Annotated in this window: 17 protein-coding genes; 14 read left to right on the plus strand and 3 right to left on the minus strand. The window is 63.0% G+C overall.

Going from position 1 to position 18,009, the window contains the following annotated elements:
• The first annotated feature begins 194 nt into the window (after positions 1–194).
• The 14 genes from ACLH0I_RS06275 (at position 195) to ACLH0I_RS06340 (ending at position 15,791) form a co-directional block, all read left to right on the plus strand.
• The gene (locus ACLH0I_RS06275) at positions 195–1,817 is read left to right on the plus strand and encodes a methyl-accepting chemotaxis protein (RefSeq protein ID WP_411386581.1); all 1,623 of its coding nucleotides are present in this window, start codon (positions 195–197) and stop codon (positions 1,815–1,817) included.
• Entirely contained in the window at positions 1,817–2,353 is a 537-nt protein-coding gene (locus ACLH0I_RS06280) for a chemotaxis protein CheW (protein ID WP_411386582.1), read from the plus strand. Before ACLH0I_RS06275 ends, ACLH0I_RS06280 begins: the two co-directional genes overlap by 1 nt.
• Complete coding sequence (locus ACLH0I_RS06285; protein WP_411386583.1) at positions 2,350–3,615, plus strand: CheR family methyltransferase; 1,266 nt, start codon at positions 2,350–2,352, stop codon at positions 3,613–3,615. The genes ACLH0I_RS06280 and ACLH0I_RS06285 overlap by 4 nt, the downstream gene beginning before the upstream one ends.
• Entirely contained in the window at positions 3,612–4,283 is a 672-nt protein-coding gene (locus tag ACLH0I_RS06290; protein WP_186705462.1) for a chemotaxis protein CheW, read from the plus strand. The genes ACLH0I_RS06285 and ACLH0I_RS06290 overlap by 4 nt, the downstream gene beginning before the upstream one ends.
• Positions 4,280–6,544, plus strand: a complete 2,265-nt coding sequence (locus ACLH0I_RS06295) for a hybrid sensor histidine kinase/response regulator (protein WP_411386584.1) — start codon at positions 4,280–4,282, stop codon at positions 6,542–6,544. The genes ACLH0I_RS06290 and ACLH0I_RS06295 overlap by 4 nt, the downstream gene beginning before the upstream one ends.
• Positions 6,541–7,551 carry a chemotaxis response regulator protein-glutamate methylesterase gene (locus ACLH0I_RS06300; RefSeq protein ID WP_411386585.1) on the plus strand — a complete coding sequence of 337 codons (1,011 nt, stop codon included), beginning with the start codon at positions 6,541–6,543 and terminating at the stop codon, positions 7,549–7,551. Before ACLH0I_RS06295 ends, ACLH0I_RS06300 begins: the two co-directional genes overlap by 4 nt.
• Positions 7,552–7,596: 45 nt before the next feature.
• The gene (locus ACLH0I_RS06305; RefSeq protein WP_411386586.1) at positions 7,597–8,598 is read left to right on the plus strand and encodes a diguanylate cyclase domain-containing protein; all 1,002 of its coding nucleotides are present in this window, start codon (positions 7,597–7,599) and stop codon (positions 8,596–8,598) included.
• Positions 8,599–8,867: 269 nt separating this feature from the next.
• Positions 8,868–9,963 (plus strand): peptide chain release factor 2 gene (gene prfB, locus ACLH0I_RS06310; RefSeq protein WP_411386587.1). Its coding sequence is split into 2 segments (ribosomal slippage): positions 8,868–8,939 and positions 8,941–9,963, totalling 1,095 coding nucleotides; the frame shifts between segments, so codons are not numbered across the junction.
• 108 nt (positions 9,964–10,071) lie between these two features.
• Positions 10,072–11,574, plus strand: a complete 1,503-nt coding sequence (gene lysS / locus ACLH0I_RS06315; protein ID WP_411386588.1) for a lysine--tRNA ligase — start codon at positions 10,072–10,074, stop codon at positions 11,572–11,574.
• 101 nt (positions 11,575–11,675) lie between these two features.
• Positions 11,676–12,392, plus strand: coding sequence for a TetR/AcrR family transcriptional regulator (locus ACLH0I_RS06320; protein ID WP_053118752.1), 717 nt, complete (start codon positions 11,676–11,678; stop codon positions 12,390–12,392).
• A gap of 150 nt (positions 12,393–12,542) precedes the next feature.
• Complete coding sequence (locus tag ACLH0I_RS06325; protein ID WP_250963613.1) at positions 12,543–13,097, plus strand: hypothetical protein; 555 nt, start codon at positions 12,543–12,545, stop codon at positions 13,095–13,097.
• A gap of 36 nt (positions 13,098–13,133) precedes the next feature.
• The gene (locus ACLH0I_RS06330) at positions 13,134–14,411 is read left to right on the plus strand and encodes a flavohemoglobin expression-modulating QEGLA motif protein (RefSeq protein ID WP_003185001.1); all 1,278 of its coding nucleotides are present in this window, start codon (positions 13,134–13,136) and stop codon (positions 14,409–14,411) included.
• A 148-nt stretch (positions 14,412–14,559) separates the two neighbouring features.
• The gene (locus ACLH0I_RS06335; RefSeq protein ID WP_411386589.1) at positions 14,560–15,465 is read left to right on the plus strand and encodes an alpha/beta hydrolase; all 906 of its coding nucleotides are present in this window, start codon (positions 14,560–14,562) and stop codon (positions 15,463–15,465) included.
• Complete coding sequence (locus ACLH0I_RS06340; protein WP_250963611.1) at positions 15,462–15,791, plus strand: hypothetical protein; 330 nt, start codon at positions 15,462–15,464, stop codon at positions 15,789–15,791. Before ACLH0I_RS06335 ends, ACLH0I_RS06340 begins: the two co-directional genes overlap by 4 nt.
• Before the next feature lie 185 nt (positions 15,792–15,976).
• Here ACLH0I_RS06340 and ACLH0I_RS06345 read toward each other — a convergent pair whose 3' ends face one another.
• From ACLH0I_RS06345 to ACLH0I_RS06355, 3 genes are all read right to left on the minus strand, one after another.
• Positions 15,977–16,765, minus strand: coding sequence for an OmpA family protein (locus ACLH0I_RS06345; RefSeq protein WP_186728987.1), 789 nt, complete (start codon positions 16,763–16,765; stop codon positions 15,977–15,979).
• A gap of 51 nt (positions 16,766–16,816) precedes the next feature.
• The gene (locus ACLH0I_RS06350) at positions 16,817–17,230 is read right to left on the minus strand and encodes a DUF4398 domain-containing protein (RefSeq protein ID WP_186705469.1); all 414 of its coding nucleotides are present in this window, start codon (positions 17,228–17,230) and stop codon (positions 16,817–16,819) included.
• Positions 17,231–17,516: 286 nt separating this feature from the next.
• On the minus strand, positions 17,517–17,861 hold the full coding sequence (locus ACLH0I_RS06355; RefSeq protein WP_003198166.1) for a hypothetical protein: 345 nt from the start codon (positions 17,859–17,861) through the stop codon (positions 17,517–17,519).
• Between the last annotated feature and the right edge of the window lie 148 nt (positions 17,862–18,009).

Genomic DNA, 18,009 nt, shown 5'->3' on the forward strand with positions numbered 1-18,009 from the left:
AAGGCGCCTGGTCAGTCGCAGCATGGTTGACTGACACTGCGCTTTCGCGAGCAGGCTCGCTCCCACAGGGGCGGGCTCCATTCTTCAAGTACCGGTGAGCCTCGGCTCAATCAAAATCCTCCCACGCCGCCATACAGACGCCGCGCCGCCCTCGGCTATACTCCCCAGCATTTTCAAGTGCCTGAGGTTTTACTGTGAAGAATTGGACATTGCGCCAACGCATCCTGGCGAGTTTTGCGGTGATCATCGCCATTATGCTGCTGATGGTGGTTGTCTCGTATTCACGGTTGCTGAAAATCCAGGACAGCGGAGAAAAGGTCCGGGCCGATGCGGTTCCGGGGGTGTATTTCAGCTCGATGATCCGCGGCGGCTGGGTCGACAGCTACGTCCTGACCCAGCAAATCGTCGGCCTTTCCGGGAATCGGGAAATCACCGCCGAGGACAAGGCTCGCTACCAGGGTTTCGAGCGGCACTTGCGCGAAGAAATACAGAACTATCAAAAACTGATCCAGGACCCGGCCGACCAAGTCTCTTTCGACGAGTTCGAGGTCAACCACCAGGACTTCAACAAGGCCCTGGCGAAAGTCCTGGACCTGTACCAGCGCAAGGATTACGAAGGGGCGCGGCTGGCGCTGAACGCAGAACTGACGACGGCGTGGCTCGACGGTCGCGGACACTTGAACCAGATCATCGAGCGCAATCGCGAGCTGGCACAAAGCGCCACCCTGACCATTGGCGATGCGGTGACGGCGGCCAAGGTCGCCATGGGCCTGTCGTTCCTGGTCGCGCTGGTCGTCGCGGTACTTTGTGGCCTGCTGCTGATGCGGGCGATCATGGGGCCAATGAACCGCATCGTCGAGATCCTCGAGATCATGCGCAGCGGCGACCTGAGCGGACGCCTGAACCTGGCGCGCAAGGACGAATTCGGTGCCGTGGAAACCGGCTTCAACGACATGATGGCCGAACTGACCTCGCTGGTATCCCAGGCCCAGCGCTCATCCGTGCAGGTCACCACCTCGGTCACCGAAATTGCCGCCACCTCGCGCCAGCAGCAGGCCACGGCCACGGAAACCGCCGCCACCACCACCGAGATTGGCGCGACGTCCCGGGAAATCGCCGCCACCTCCCGGGACCTGGTGCGCACCATGACCGAAGTCTCCACCGCCGCCGACCAGGCCTCGGTGGCCGCCGGCTCTGGCCAGCAAGGCTTGGCGCGCATGGAGGAAACCATGCATTCGGTGATGGGCGCCGCCGACCTGGTGAACGCCAAGCTGGCGATCCTCAACGAGAAGGCCGGCAACATCAACCAGGTGGTGGTGACCATCGTCAAAGTGGCCGACCAGACCAACCTGTTGTCCCTCAACGCCGCCATCGAGGCCGAGAAGGCCGGTGAGTACGGGCGCGGTTTCGCCGTGGTGGCCACGGAAGTACGGCGCTTGGCCGACCAGACCGCCGTGGCGACCTATGACATCGAACAGATGGTGCGCGAGATCCAATCCGCGGTATCGGCCGGTGTGATGGGCATGGACAAGTTTTCCGAGGAGGTGCGCCGTGGCATGGCCGAAGTGCAGCAGATCGGCGAGCAACTGTCGCAAATCATCCATCAGGTCCAGGCGCTGGCGCCGCGGGTGTTGATGGTCAACGAAGGCATGCAGGCCCAGGCCACCGGCGCCGAACAGATCAACCACGCCCTGGTGCAACTGGGCGATGCCAGCAGCCAGACCGTGGAGTCCCTGCGCCAGGCCAGCTCCGCCATCGACGAGCTGAGCCAGGTCGCCGTGGGGCTGCGCAGCGGCGTCTCGCGTTTCAAAGTCTGATGGGCGAACTCGAGACCCGGCGTGGCGTCGCAGCGACGGCCCGCCAGACGTTGTTCCTGGTGTTCTGCATCGGCAACGAACGTTACGCCCTGCAGGCCACCGATGTAGTGGAAGTGCTGCCGCGCCTGCCCCTCAAGCCGATCGCCCGGGCGCCGTCCTGGGTGGCGGGGGTGTTTGCCTGGCGCGGCACCGTGGTGCCGGTGATCGACCTGTGCGCCCTGACGTTCGGCCGGAGCGCCGAACCCCGGACCAGCACGCGGCTGGTGCTGGTGCGTTATCAAGGCGATACACAACAAACCGGGCAAGTGCTGGGATTGATCCTGGAACAGGCGACCGACACCCTGCGCTGTGATCCGGTCGATTTCAAACCCTATGGCCTGGACAATCGGCAGGCGCCGTACCTTGGGCCGGTCCGCGAAGATGCCCTTGGGTTGCTGCAATGGGTGCGGGTCAATGACCTGCTCGACGAATCCGTTCGGGCGCTGCTGTTTCCTGCTACGCCGCTGAGCCTCGACGACCTCGAGGTAGCGCCATGAACAACGACCAACGGTTTTTCGATTTTCTCAAGGAGCGCATCGGCCTCGATGTGACCTCCGTCGGCACCGCGATCATTGAGCGCGCCGTGCGCCAACGAATCAGTGCCGTGCCTGGGCGAACCGCCGATGAGTATTGGCAGGCCCTGCAGCATTCGGCCCCGGAACAGCAGGCGTTGATCGAAGCGGTGATCGTCCCGGAGACCTGGTTCTTCCGCTACCCCGAGTCCTTTGCGACCCTCGCCAGGCTGGCCGTCAAGCGCCTGGCCGAGATCAAGCACCTGCGTGCGCTGCGCATCCTCAGTTTGCCGTGCTCCACCGGCGAAGAACCGTATTCCATCGCCATGGCTTTGCTCGACGCCGGCTTGGGCGCCCATCAGTTCAAGGTGGACGGCATGGACGTCAGCCCGCTGTCGGTGGCGCGGGCCAAGGAGGCGCGTTACGGCAGGAATTCCTTCCGTGGCGCCGACCTGGGTTTTCGCGAGCGGCACTTCGACGCCGAAGACGAAGGCTACCGCCTCAGCGAACGGGTGCGCGAACAGGTGCGCTTGCAAGTAGGCAACCTGCTGGATCCGGCCTTGCTGGCGAACGAGGCCCCCTACGACTTTGTGTTCTGCCGCAATCTGCTGATCTATTTCGACCAGCCGACCCAGCAGCAGGTGTTCGAGGTGCTCAAGCGCTTGACCCATCAGGACGGCGTGCTGTTTATCGGCCCTGCCGAAGGCAGCCTGCTGGGGCGCCTGGGCATGCGCTCGATCGGGATTGCCCAATCGTTCGCCTTCAGTCGACAGGGGGCGTCGGAGCCCCAACCGTTGCCGGCCTTGATACCACCGCCGCTACCGATTCGTCAGCCACCGCCTCGCGTCATCCCGCCGGCGGTTCGGCCGCGGCCGTTTGCCGCGAGCGTGACACCGATTGCCCCACCCAAGAGCAGCGACGCCGCGAGCTTGCTGGCCAATATCGCGGCCTTGGCCAACGGCGGCAAAAGCGCCGAAGCCCGCGCGGCATGTGAAGAATACCTGCGCAGCCACGCGCCGAACGCCCAAGTGTTCTATTGGTTGGGCCTGCTCAGCGACATGGCCGGTAGCGCGCTGCAAGCCCAGGGTTTTTATCGCAAGGCGCTTTATCTTGAACCGCAACACGCCGAGGCCCTGGTGCATCTGGCGGCGCTGCTGGCTTCCCAGGGAGACGCGGCCGGAGCCCGTCGGTTGCAGGAACGCGCCGCCCGCAGCGGGCGCACGGCAGACAGTGAGCACAAACAATGAGCGGTTCGGCTTCCTACACCATCACCCATGACGATGCCCAGGCCATCGACGACTGCTGGAACCGCATCGGCGTGCATGGCGATAAATCCTGCCCGCTGTTGGTCGAGCATATCCATTGCCGCAATTGCTCGGTGTATTCGGCGGCCGCGACTCGGCTGCTCGACCGTTATGCCTTGCCGCAGGATCAGCGGGATTTGTCCCTGGCCCCGGTGGACAACGATGTGGTCACGCGCTCGTTGCTGATGTTCCGCCTCGGCGAGGAATGGCTGGGCCTGACCACGCGCAGCCTGGTGGAAGTGGCGCCGTTGCAGCCGATTCACTCGTTGCCCCACCAACGCTCACGGGCCTTGCTGGGCGTGGCGAATGTGCGCGGGGCGCTGGTGGCCTGCCTGTCGCTGGTGGAGCTGCTGGACCTGGAACCCGGCGCGGCGGCGGTGGCCGGTACACGGGTCATGCCGCGCATGTTGATCGTCGCGGCCAAGGGCGGGCCGGTGGTGGTGCCGGTGGATGAGGTGGACGGCATCCACGCCATCGATGAACGTATTTTGGCGAACGCTTCGCCGTCGGCGGGCAAGTACACCCGTGGCGTGCTGCCGTATAAGGGGCGCAGCTTGCGCTGGTTGGATGAAGAACAGTTGCTGACCGCCGTGGCCCGGAGTTTGTCATGACCCCCGACCAAATGCGCGACGCCTCGCTGCTGGAACTGTTCAGCCTGGAAGCCGAAGCCCAGGTCCAGGTGCTGAGCACCGGCCTGCTGGCCCTGGAGCGCGATCCGACCCAGGCCGAGTACCTTGAGTCATGCATGCGCGCGGCGCATTCCCTCAAGGGCGCGGCGCGCATTGTCGGGGTGGATGCTGGGGTTAGCGTGGCCCACGTGATGGAAGATTGCCTGGTCAGCGCCCAGGAGCGGCGCCTGGTACTGGGCGCCGAGCACATCGACGCCTTGCTGCAAGGCACCGACTTGCTGACGCGCATCGCCACGCCGGGCAACAACGTCGGCGCGCCGGACATCGACGCCTATGTGGCGTTGATGGGACGCCTGCTCGATCCCAACGCTGCACAACAACCCGCGCAGGTACCGACAAAACTCCAGACGCCTGTCGAACCCGTCAGCGTCGAGCCGTCCGTGCCGGAACCGCTCGCCGCAACGGAGCCGGGCCCCAAGCGCAAACGGGTCACCGAAGGCGGCGAGCGGGTCTTGCGGGTCACGGCCGAACGCCTCAACAGCTTGCTCGACCTGTCGAGCAAGTCCCTGGTGGAGACTCAGCGCCTCAAGCCTTGGCTGGCGGCGATGCAACGGCTCAAGCGCCAGCAAGGCACCGGCTTGCGCGCCCTTGAAGAGCTGAACGTGCACCTCAAGGACCACGCCCTGAGCCTGCAAGCCCAGGAAGCCCTGGGCGATGCTCGCCGCTTGCTCGCCGAAACCCAGCAGTTGCTGGCGCAGAAAACCGCCGAGCTGGATGAGTTCGCCTGGCAGGCCAGCCAGCGGGCGCAGGTGCTGTACGACACAGCGCTGGCCTGTCGCATGCGGCCGTTCGCCGATGTGCTGTCGGGCCAGGCACGCATGGTCCGTGACCTGGGCCGCAGCCTGGGCAAACACGTGCGCCTGGAAATCGAAGGCGAGAAAACCCAGGTCGACCGCGACGTGCTGGAACAGCTCGAAGCGCCTCTGACCCATTTGCTGCGCAACGCCGTCGACCACGGCATCGAAACCCCGGAACAACGGGTACTGGCCGGCAAGCCCGCCGAAGGCCTGATCCGCTTGCGCGCTTCTCATCAGGCCGGCCTGCTGGTCTTGGAGCTGGCGGACGATGGCGCCGGGGTGGACCTGGAACGGGTGCGCCGCAGCATCGTCGAGCGCGGCCTTTCTCCTGAGCCAACCGCCGCCAGCCTGAGCGAAGAGGAACTGCTGACCTTCCTGTTCCTGCCCGGTTTCAGCCTGCGCGACAAAGTCACCGAAGTGTCCGGGCGCGGCGTTGGCCTGGACGCCGTCCAGCACATGGTCCGGCAGTTGCGCGGGGCGGTGGTGCTGGAGCAGACGGCGGGCGAGGGCAGTCGTTTCCATCTCGAGGTGCCGCTGACGCTGTCGGTGGTGCGCAGCCTGGTGGTGGAGGTCGGCGGTGAAGCGTACGCCTTCCCCCTGGCCCACATCGAACGCATGTGCGACCTGGCGCCGGAGGACATCGTCCAGGTCGAGGGGCGCCAGCATTTCTGGCACGAAGGCCGGCATATCGGCTTGGTCGCCGCCAGCCAGTTGCTCAATCGCCCATCGACGCAGAACGGCAGCCAGACCCTCAAGGTCGTGGTGATCCGCGAGCGCGAGACGATCTACGGCGTGGCGGTGGAGCGGTTCGTCGGCGAGCGCACCCTGGTGGTCCTGCCCTTGGACGAGCGCCTGGGCAAGGTCCAGGACATTTCCGCCGGGGCCTTGCTCGACGATGGCTCGGTGGTGTTGATTGTCGATGTCGAAGACCTGTTGCGGTCGGTGGACAAGCTGCTCGATACCGGGCGCCTGGAGCGCATCGCCCGGCAAAACCAGGCCCAGGCACCCCGCAAGCGGATCCTGGTGGTGGACGATTCCCTGACCGTGCGTGAGCTGCAACGCAAGTTGTTGCTCAACCGCGGCTATGACGTAGCAGTGGCGGTGGATGGCATGGATGGCTGGAATGCATTGCGCTCGGAGGATTTCGATTTGTTGATCACGGACATCGACATGCCACGCATGGACGGCATCGAACTGGTGTCGCTGTTGCGGCGCGACAACCGCTTGCAATCGCTGCCAGTGATGGTGGTGTCCTACAAGGACCGCGAAGAAGATCGCCGCCGTGGCCTCGACGCCGGCGCCGACTATTATCTGGCCAAGGCGAGTTTCCACGACGACGCCTTGCTCGACGCCGTGGTCGAATTGATCGGAGGGGCACGCGCTTGAAGATCGCCATCGTCAATGACATGCCCCTGGCAGTCGAGGCCCTGCGCCGCGCCCTGGCGTTCGAGCCGGCGCACCAACTGGTCTGGGTCGCCGCCAACGGTGCCGAGGCGGTGCAGCGTTGCGCCGAATACACCCCGGACCTGATCCTGATGGACCTGTTCATGCCGATCATGGATGGCGTGGAGGCTACCCGGCGGATCATGGCCGACAGCCCATGCGCTATCGTGATTGTGACCGGAGACAGCCAGCAGAATGTCCACCGGGTGTTCGAGGCCATGGGCCATGGCGCGCTGGATGTGGTCGATACCCCGGCCCTGGGGGTCGGTAACCCGGCGGACGCGGCGGCGCCGCTGCTGCGCAAGATCACCAACATCGGTTGGCTGATCGGTGAGCGCAACAAGCGCGAGCGCCCCGCACCGTCGGCTCAGCGCGCGGCGGTGTCGCGCAAGAGCCTGGTGGCCATCGGGTCGTCGGCGGGTGGGCCCGCGGCGCTGGAGGTCTTGCTCAAGGCCCTGCCGCGGGACTTTGCCCCGGCGATCGTGCTGGTCCAGCATGTGGACGAGGTGTTCGCCGCGGGCATGGCCGAATGGCTGGGCAGTGTGTCGGGCCACACGGTGCGCCTGGCCCGGCAAGGTGAGACGCCGCAAAGCGGCACGGTATTGCTGGCGGGAACCAACCATCACCTGCGTTTGTTGAAGGACGGCACCCTGGCCTATACCGCCGAGCCGGTGAACGAAATCTACCGGCCCTCCATCGACGTGTTTTTTGAAAGTGTCGCCCAGTACTGGAGCGGCGACGCGGTGGGCGTATTGCTCACCGGCATGGGCCGCGACGGTGCGCAAGGGCTTAGACTCATGCGCCAGCAGGGCTATGTGACCATCGCCCAGGACCAGCGCAGCAGCGCCGTGTACGGCATGCCCAAAGCGGCGGCCGCCATCGACGCCGCCGTCCATATTCTTGCCCTGGACGCCATTGCGCCACGGCTGTTGGAGATTGTGACCCCATGAAGAACCCCGCGAGCCTTGCCCCAGGCCGTACCCAGGTAAGCCATCATGACTGATTTGCAGCTCGACGAATTCAAGCGCGATGAGAACGCCGCCATGGTCTTGCTCGTCGACGACCAGGCGATGATCGGCGAGGCGGTGCGGCGCGGGCTGTCGGAGGAAGACAACATCGACTTCCACTTCTGCTCCGACCCCCACCAGGCCATCGCCCACGCGGTGCGCATCAAGCCGACGGTGATTCTCCAGGACCTGGTGATGCCCGGCCTCGACGGCCTGAGCCTGGTGCGCGAGTACCGTAACCATCCGGCCACCCGCGACATCCCGATCATTGTCCTGTCCACCAAGGAGGACCCGCTGATCAAGAGCGCGGCGTTCGCCGCCGGGGCCAACGATTACCTGGTCAAGCTGCCGGACAACATCGAACTGGTGGCGCGCATCCGCTATCACTCGCGTTCCTACATGATGCTGTTGCAGCGCGACGCGGCCTATCGCGCATTGCGGGTCAGCCAGCAGCAATTGCTCGACACCAACCTGGTGCTGCAACGCTTGATGAACTCCGATGGCCTGACCGGGCTGTCCAACCGTCGGCATTTCGACGAGTACCTGGAACTGGAATGGCGCAGGGCGATGCGCGACCAGAGCCAACTGTCGCTGCTGATGATCGACGTGGACTACTTCAAGTCCTACAACGACAACTTTGGCCATTTGGAAGGCGACGAAGCCCTGCGCAAGGTCGCCACGGCCATCCGCGAGGCGTGCAGTCGGCCGTCCGACCTGCCGGCCCGCTACGGCGGCGAGGAGTTCGCCCTGGTGCTGCCCGGCACTTCGCCCGGCGGCGCCCGGCTGATGGCCGAGAAACTGCGCCAGAGCGTCGTCGCCCTGAAAATCCCCCACGCCACGCCCGACGGCGGCGAAAACCTGACCATCAGCATCGGCGTCTCGACCTTCACCCCCCAGCAGGGTGGCGACAGCCGTCAGCTGATCTCGGCGGCGGACAAGGGGTTGTACCTGGCCAAGCACAATGGGCGTAATCGGGTGGGGGTCGAATAAACCTTTTGCCTGGCTAGATTGCTTTTGTGGCAAGGGAGCTTGCTCCCGCTGGGGCGCGCAGCGGCCCTGAAACCCGTTGGCTCGGTGTGTCAGCTTGATTGAGGGAGCCGTTTTGGGGCTGCTGCGCAGCCCAGCGGGAGCAAGCTCCCTCGCCACGGGGGTGGTGTTGAATGTTCATTGCCCCTAAAGCCGCCAGGCGGGCTGCCGCTGGCGCTTGATTACGTTATACTCGCCGGCTTTCAAAAGTTCGCCAACGAGTGCTGCCCGCCATGGAAATCAACCCGATCCTTAACACCATCAAGGACCTGTCCGAGCGCTCCGAAACTATTCGGGGGTATCTTTGACTACGATCAAAAGCATGAGCGCCTGACCGAAGTCAATCGCGAGCTTGAAGATCCGAATGTCTGGAACAACCCTTCGTACGCCCAGGAACTGGGCCGCGAGCGTTCTGCGCTGGCGCAGATCGTCGAGACCCTGGACGAGCTGTCCAGCGGCCTGGCCGATTGCCGCGACCTGCTGGACATGGCTGTCGAAGAGGACGACGAAGGCGCAGTCGGCGATGTCGTCGCCGAGCTGACCCGCCTGGACGAGAACCTCGCCAAGCTGGAATTCCGTCGCATGTTCAGCGGCGAGATGGACATGAACAACGCTTACCTGGACATCCAGGCCGGTTCCGGCGGCACCGAAGCCCAGGACTGGGCCAACATCCTGCTGCGCATGTACCTGCGCTGGGCCGATAAACGCGGTTTCGACGCCACCATCATGGAACTGTCGGCCGGTGAAGTCGCCGGGATCAAGGGCGCCACCGTGCACATCAAGGGCGAATACGCCTTTGGCTGGCTGCGGACCGAGATCGGCGTGCACCGCCTGGTGCGCAAGAGCCCGTTCGACTCCGGCAACCGTCGCCACACCTCGTTCTCGGCCGTGTTCGTTTCGCCGGAAATCGATGACAACATCGAAATCGAGATCAACCCGGCGGACCTGCGCATCGACACCTACCGTTCCTCCGGGGCCGGTGGCCAGCACGTCAACACCACCGACTCGGCCGTACGGATTACCCACGTACCGACCAACACCGTGGTCAGTTGCCAGAACGAACGTTCCCAGCACGCCAACAAAGACACCGCGATGAAGATGCTGCGGGCCCGCCTGTACGAGCAGGAAGTGCAGAAGCGCAACGCGGCGTCCCAGGCCCTGGAAGACACCAAGTCGGACATCGGCTGGGGTCACCAGATCCGTTCGTACGTGCTCGACGCCTCGCGGATCAAGGACCTGCGGACCAGCATCGAACGCAGCGATTGCGACAAGGTGCTCGACGGCGATATCGATGAATACCTGATCGCCAGCCTCAAACAAGGGCTGTAACGCGACACCCATGCGGCGGACGGGCCACGCTTGCACAGAAAGCGCGGCTCGCCCGCAAACTCCGGCCCGGGCCGGGGGCAACGAACCTGTGATGGAATCCTTAAAGACATGAGCGAACTAGAACTCGACCCGCAAGCCCTGCAACAGGAAGAAAACTCCCTGATCGCCCTGCGCAAGGAAAAGCTTGCTGCCGAGCGCGCCAAGGGCCAGGCCTTCCCCAACGACTTCCGCCGCGACGCGTATTGCGACGTCCTGCAGAAGAAGTACGCGGACAAGACCAAGGAAGAGCTGGCCGAGGCGGCGATTCCAGTCAAGGTGGCCGGTCGTATCATGCTCGACCGTGGTTCGTTCATGGTGATCCAGGACATGACCGGGCGCATCCAGGTCTACGTCAACCGCAAGACCCTGCCGGAAGAAACCCTGGCCGCCGTCAAGACCTGGGACCTGGGCGACATCATCTCCGCCGAAGGCACCCTGGCCCGTTCCGGCAAGGGCGACCTGTACGTCGAGATGACCAACGTGCGCCTGCTGACCAAGTCCCTGCGCCCGCTGCCGGACAAGCACCACGGCCTGACCGACACCGAGCAACGCTATCGCCAGCGCTACGTCGACCTGATCGTCAACGAAGACGTGCGCCAGACCTTCCGCGTCCGCTCGCAAGTCATCGCCCACATCCGCAGCTTCCTGATGAAGCGTGACTTCCTGGAAGTCGAGACGCCGATGCTGCAGACCATCCCCGGCGGCGCGGCGGCCAAGCCGTTCGAAACCCACCACAACGCCCTGGACATGGAAATGTTCCTGCGCATCGCGCCGGAGCTTTACCTCAAGCGCTTGGTCGTGGGTGGCTTCGAGAAGGTTTTCGAGATCAACCGCAACTTCCGTAACGAAGGCGTTTCGACCCGGCACAACCCCGAGTTCACCATGCTCGAGTTCTACCAGGCCTACGCCGACTACGAAGACAACATGGACCTGACCGAGGAACTGTTCCGCGAGCTGGCGCAGTTGGTCCTGGGGACGACCGACGTGCCGTACGGCGACAAGGTGTTCCACTTCGGCGAGCCGTTCGTGCGCCTGTCGGTGTTCGACTCGATCCTCAAGTACAACTCCGAGATCACCGCCGCCGACCTGCAGGACATCGAGAAGGCCCGCGCCATCGCCAAGAAGGCCGGCGCCAAGGTGCTCGGCTTCGAAGGCCTGGGCAAGCTGCAAGTGATGATTTTCGAAGAACTGGTCGAGCACAAGCTGGAGCAGCCGCACTTCATCACCCAGTACCCGTTCGAAGTGTCGCCGCTGGCCCGTCGCAACGACGAGAACCCAAGTGTGACCGACCGTTTCGAGCTGTTCATCGGTGGTCGTGAAATCGCCAACGCCTACTCCGAGCTCAACGATGCCGAAGACCAGGCCGAGCGTTTCATGGCCCAGGTGGCCGACAAGGATGCCGGCGACGACGAAGCCATGCACTACGATGCCGACTTCGTGCGCGCCCTGGAGTACGGCATGCCGCCGACTGCTGGCGAAGGCATCGGCATCGATCGCCTGGTGATGTTGTTGACCAACTCACCGTCGATCCGGGATGTGATCCTCTTCCCGCACATGCGGCCCCAAGCGTAATTGTTTCAAATAAAAAGCCGCCTCGATGGGCGGCTTTTTATTGCCTGTCTGGTACAAACGTATCAATTGGTTACTTTTTCAAAGAGCGAGGAAGACCTGTCGTGAATCGTGCAATGGCTTCAGAAGGTGCAGCGGGCGTCGCCACGGCTGTCGCTGAAAGTGTTCAGTACCAGGGCCGCAAGGCCAGCCGACAGGGCAGTGAGCAGCGTCGCCAGGAGATTCTCGACGCGGCCATGCGCATCGTGGTGCGCGATGGCGTGCGTGCGGTGCGTCACCGTGCGGTGGCCGCCGAAGCGGGCGTGCCGCTGTCGGCCACTACGTACTATTTCAAGGACATCGACGATTTGCTCACCGATACCTTCGCCCAGTATGTGGAACGCAGCGCGGCGTTCATGGGCAAGCTGTGGGCCAACAACGAAGGCCTTCTGCGGGAGATGGTCGCCTATGGTGACGGCAGCGCCCAGTCGCGCTCGCAACTGGCGGACGACATCGCGCGGATGACCGCCGACTATGTGCGGCATCAACTGGACAGCCGTCGCGAGTACCTGATGGCCGAGCAGGCCTTTCGCCAGGAAGCCCTGCTCAACCCACGCCTGGCGGAGTTGGTGCGTTCCCACCAGCAGATATTGCTGCATGGCACGTGTCAGTTTTTCCAGGTTTTAGGCTCCCGCGAACCGCAACAGGATGCCAAAGTGTTGACGGCGATTATCGGACGGATGGAATATCAGGGCTTGCTCAATGGCGCCGAGCCGGTAGCCGATGAAGACATGCTCGGCATCCTGACCCGCTACATGCACCTGGTACTGGCGTCGGTGTGATCCAGATGGGTTCACCACAGCCCTTGTGGCGAGGGAGCTTGCTCCCGCTGGGCTGCGCAGCAGCCCCTTTTTTGTGAGCGCTGCGCACTCAAGCGGGAGCAAGCTCCCTCGCCACAGGGGATAAAGCGACCTGTGCCATAGGGAGTTCAAATGAAAGCCTGGCCTGCCGTTGTACTGGCCGTGTCGTTGCTGCTGCTCAGTGGTTGCCTGGTGTCCTTCAAGGCGCCGTTACCCGACAGCGAAGCCGCGCCCGCCGGCCTGCTCGGCCAATGGACCAGCACCAACGCCTGGGGCGAACCGTTGAACCTGGAGTTGACGCAAGTCGGCAAGCACCGCTACCAGGCCATCAGCTACTTCAGGGCCCGGCCCCATGAGCGCGAAGCCATCCCCCTGACCGTCTCCCGTCATGGCAGTCGCTGGTACCTGTCGGCCAAGGTGCCGGCCCGCTACGGTGGACATTTCCTGATCGCCGGTTTCGAATTGACCGATAAACAGGAACTGGTGGTCTACAACCTGGACCTGGAACAGATCAACCAGGCCATCGGCCAGAAGATCCTCAGCGGCCAGCCGAACCAGAGCGAAGAAGGTGACGGTGTGTTGGTGGACAGCGACATGAACAAGGTTTTCAGCTACCTCGACGACCCGGCCAATTCCGATGTGTTCTCGGAAGCCGTGCGTTACCAGCGACTGGCCAAATCCCAATAATTGCAACAAGCGGACGTTTTTTCACAGGAGTTTTCGGTGGACGATTACCAGCAGACGATACGCACCTTGTCCGATCGCATTGTGCTGGCGCAAACGCCGATTCGCATCCTCGACGCGGTGAAGTGGGACGAGAACATCCGCAAGGGGTTTCTCAAGGCCAAGGGCAAGGAAATGCCTGCGGTGGATCGCGACTATTACCTCAACCGGCCGTTGTCTTTTGACTCCAGCAAAGTGAAGCTGGAGTTCCAGAACATCGAGCGCGACATCACCCGCCAACTGGGGCAGTTCAACCCGGTGGGCCAGATCATGCGCCGCATGTGCAAGGAATACCGCATGGTGGTGCGCATGCTCGAAGCGCGTGGCACCGAGGATTTCGGGCTGATTTCCCAGGAGCTCTATGGCGCCGCCTCCGATGCTTTTCACGCCGGCGACCCGACCCTCGCCGACCTGGGCCTGATGCTCTCCGATTACCTGAACAACATCGATGGCCGTGGCGACCTCAAGGACGAGCCGAAAGTCCTCAGTGCCAAGGAAGCCGTCAGCCTGTTGCAGCATCGCCTCAACCGGGTGTTCGGCGAAGCCGAGGAAACCATCCGCGTGTTCGAGTCCGACGGCATCGTCGCCGACGCGGCGGCGGGCGCCGACTACATCAAGATCCGCACCGATGCGATGTTCAACGAGCGCGACGTACGAGCGCTGGAGGTCCACGAAGGGCTGGTGCACGTCGGCACCACCCTCAACGGCTTGAACCAGCCGATCTGCACCTTCCTGTCCAAGGGCCCGCCCTCGTCCACGGTGACCCAGGAAGGCCTGGCGATCCTGATGGAAATCATCACCTTCGCCTCCTACCCGAGTCGCCTGCGCAAACTCACCAACCGCACCCGGGCCATTCATATGGTGGAGGAGGGCGCCGATTTCCTGCAGGTCTTCGAGTTCTTCCGCGAGCAGGGTTTTGAGATGGCCGAAAGCTACGGCAACGCCAGTCGGGTGTTCCGTGGCTCGGTGCCCACCGGGCTGCCATTCACCAAAGACTTGTCCTACCTCAAGGGCTTCATCATGGTTTACAACTACATTCAGTTGGCCGTGCGCAAAGGCAAGCTGGAGCAGGTGCCGCTGCTGTTCTGCGGCAAGACCACCCTGGAGGACATGCGCACGTTGCGCCAGTTGGTGGACGAAGGCCTGGTGGTGCCGCCTAAATACTTGCCTGAGCAATTCCGCGACATGAATGCCCTGTCGGCCTGGATGTGTTTCTCCAACTTCCTGAACCACCTGAGCCTGGACCGGATCGAAGCGGATTATTCGAATATTCTTTAACAACACCACCCATCCCCTGTGGGAGCGAGCTTGCTCGCGATAGCGCCAGGACAGTCAACACCGCTGTGACTGACATACCGCTATCGCGAGCAAGCTCGCTCCCACAGGGGCTGTGGATAACTTCTGATTTTTTGCGAGGCTTCACCGGATGCGAACCCTCGGCATCATCTGCCTGCTGCTGGCCCTGGGCGGTTGCAGCTCCCTGTTGTTCTATCCCGAACGCGGCCTGCCGTTTACCCCGGAGCGGGCCAAGCTCGAGTACCGCGACGTCACCCTGACCACCGCTGACAATCTCAAGCTCCGTGGCTGGTGGCTGCCCGTCAAACCAGGCGTGGAGGTCAAGGGCACGGTCATGCATTTGCACGGCAACGGCGGCAACCTGGCGTGGCACCTGGGCGGGAGCTGGTGGTTGCCCGAGCAGGGCTACCAAGTGTTGATGGTCGATTATCGGGGTTATGGCGTGTCCGAAGGCGAGCCGAGCCTGCCGGCGATCTACCAGGACATCGACGCCGCGTTCCAATGGCTCGACCAGTCGCCCGAGGTCCAGGGCAAGCCGCTGGTGCTGCTCGGCCAGAGCCTGGGCGGCGCGCTGGCGGTGCATTACCTGGTCGAACATCCCCAGCGTCAACGGCAGCTCAAGGCCCTGGTGCTCGACGGCGTGCCCGCCAGCTATCGCGACGTCGGGCGTTTTGCCCTGAGTACCTCGTGGCTGACCTGGCCGTTCCAGGTGCCGTTGTCCTGGCTGGTGCCGGACGGTGACAGCGCGATCAGCTCCGTGGCGCAGTTGAACGGCGTGCCGAAGTTGATCTACCACAGCCTCGACGACCCCATCGTGCCCCTTTCCAATGGCATCCGCTTGTATCAAGCTGCGCCGCCGCCGCGGGTCCTGCAGCTGACGCGGGGCGGCCATGTGCAGACCTTCGCCGACCCGACGTGGCGCACCGTGATGCTGCGCTACCTCGACGATCCCCGGCATTTTGACGGCCTGCGCCGCCTGGGGGAGGTCCCGAACTACCCGAAATCACCCGTTGAACCACCAGAGAACCCGCAATGAGCGAAGAACGTAACGCCATCCCCCTGATCATCACCGGTATCTGCAGCATCCTGGGTACCGTCGCCGTGCTGTGGTACTACGGCTACCTGCATTTCGCCAAGCCCGAGGATGCGTTGCTGCTCGACCAGTTCACCATGCTCAAGACCGTGCCGGGGGAGGACTACAAGGTGTCCCTGGAACCCGCGCCCCAGGTCGCCCAGTGCATCGATGGTGTGCTGGTGTTGTTCGACACCGAGCAGAAAGGCCTGACCGGCGTGTTGATCAACGAGAAGAAACGTGCGGTGCGGTGCATGGGGCAGGAAACACCACAAAAACTGCAGCCGTAATCCAATCCCCTGTGGGAGCGAGCTTGCTCGCGATAGCGGTAGTTCAGCAGCATAAATAGTGCCTGACACGCCGCCATCGCGAGCAAGCTCGCTCCCACAGGGATTGTGTACAGCCAAATATCTTCAGCCATGAAAAAGCCCCGCCTGACGAAACCAGGCGGGGCTTTTCAGTTGCACTCAGCCGATCAGTTGGCGCTCATGGTCGAGCGCGGGGCCACTGGCTGGTTGTCGTTGGAGATGGTCACTTCCACGCGACGGTTCATGGCGCGGCCCGAGACGCTGGTGTTGTCCGCCACCGGGAATTCCTTGCCATAGCCCTGGGTCACGATGCGAGCCGGGTCGACGCCCATTTTCACCAGGGCGGTACGCACCGAGCTGGCGCGGCGTTCGGACAGCGATTGGTTGTAGGAATCCGAGCCGGTGCTGTCGGTGTAGCCTTCGATGATCACCTTGCGGTCCGGGTTTTCCTGGAGGAACTGCGCCAGTTTGCTCACATTCGTCATGCCGCTGGTGCGCAGGTCGGACTTGTTGGTGGCGAACAGCACGTCGCCGAAAGTCACCAGCGTCCCGCGTTCGGTTTGCTTGGCGTTGAGGCTGTCTTGCAGTTGCTTGATCTGCGCGTTGCGCGCGTCGAGCAGGGCACGGGCGCGTTCGTCGCCGGCGTTTTTCAGTTCGGCTTCGGCATTGCGCAGGGCGATGGTCTGCTTGGCCACTTCGACGCGCTGGTTGGTCAGGTAGGCCAGTTGGTCGACCTTGGCTTCGTCTTCCCGATCCAGGTAGGCCTTGTCGGCCTTGGCCAGGAAGTCCGCCGCGTCCTTGGTTTCCAGGGCGGCCACTTTGGTCGCCGCCGGGTCGGCTTGCAGGCCGTTGTAATTGGTCCGCGCCTGTTCGAGATTGGCGTTCGGGTCGTGGGAGCAAGCGGCCAGGGCTACGCAGGCAGCGAGCAGGGCGGGCATCATCAAGTGTTTGTGCATCATAGTCTGTCGTCCTTTTATCAATGAGAAGTACGTCGTGGCGTGATCGGTTTACTGAACCTTGTTCATGCCTTCCTGACGCAGTTCCTGAACCCCTTTCTGAGAGTCCTTGAGGGCTTGTTCGGCCTTGGCGGCCTGAGCCTTGCGCTCGGCGACGCGGGCATCCCACTCGGCTTGTTCGGCCAGTCGCTTGGCTTCTTCGTAGTTCTCGTCATGCATGGCGATTTCGGCTTGCTTGAGCTTGTCCTGGGCCGATTTCATTTCCACGGCGGCAAATTCGGTACCACCGGCGCTGACGGCGCTGTTGACCGCCGACTGGGTCACCGCGTACTGCTCCGAAGGTGGGTTACCGGCGCAACCGGCGAGAATGAAGCTGCTACCGATCGCCAGGGCAGCCAACTTCAAGCCGCGCAGGCCACTGGATGAGGGTTTGGCAGTGCAGGTATTCATAGGCTTCAACTCCATTGGAAAACTCCTGAAAAAAACGACAAATCCATGCTGGGACCGAAGCCATGACGTCTGGTTTGGTGTTGGCGCCAAGGCGCGTTTATTTAAACGACCGTTCCAGTATGGTTACTCGGTGTGACCCGAGGCGTTTTTCAAAAGTTCAGCGAGGATGGCCATTCGCCAAAAGAATTACTGACTGATCGGTCAGCGACAGAAAAGCTGAACTTTCAAGGCGCGCAGCGGTATTCCCGGCGTAGGTGGGAAAGGCCCCGCGCCGGAAAACCGCAACCTGGAATGAAGGGAATCAGTGTTTGGATTTGTCGTTCTGCGAGGAAAGTTCGTGCAGATGCCGGCGCGACAGGGCGAGGAATCGTGGGGTCGGTCCTACGTCTTCATACAGCGGGTCACCTTCCTCATCGGTGGCGACAACTTGCGAACCCTTGATGTAGGGGAAGCTCGCTTCCAGCTCTTCCAATGCGGCCCCGATCAGCTCGCCCAGCAGCTCTTCGGGCTGGCGCTTGGGATACATGTCGCAGATCGCTGCCAGGCGCGCAGCGGCTTCCACGTCCAGGTGAATCGTGTAGCCCGTCTGGGTCAGGCGGCCCTTGGCGTTTTCTTCCCAATGCTGGGCAAGTTCACGAATTTTCATGATGACCTCAATCAGCCTGCTCGTGGCAGGCGCGGTGAGTGACAAGCCGTTGTGTGGCTTACCCATGAGACTAGCTTTGTTGTGCAAGGTTTAAAGTCCCTTCGTCGCTTGTCATAAGCGACGGGCATCGGCACTCTCTGATCCAAGA

Origin of the sequence: Pseudomonas sp. MPB03, assembly GCF_046605385.1 — a bacterium.
Lineage (GTDB): Bacteria > Pseudomonadota > Gammaproteobacteria > Pseudomonadales > Pseudomonadaceae > Aquipseudomonas > Aquipseudomonas zanjanensis.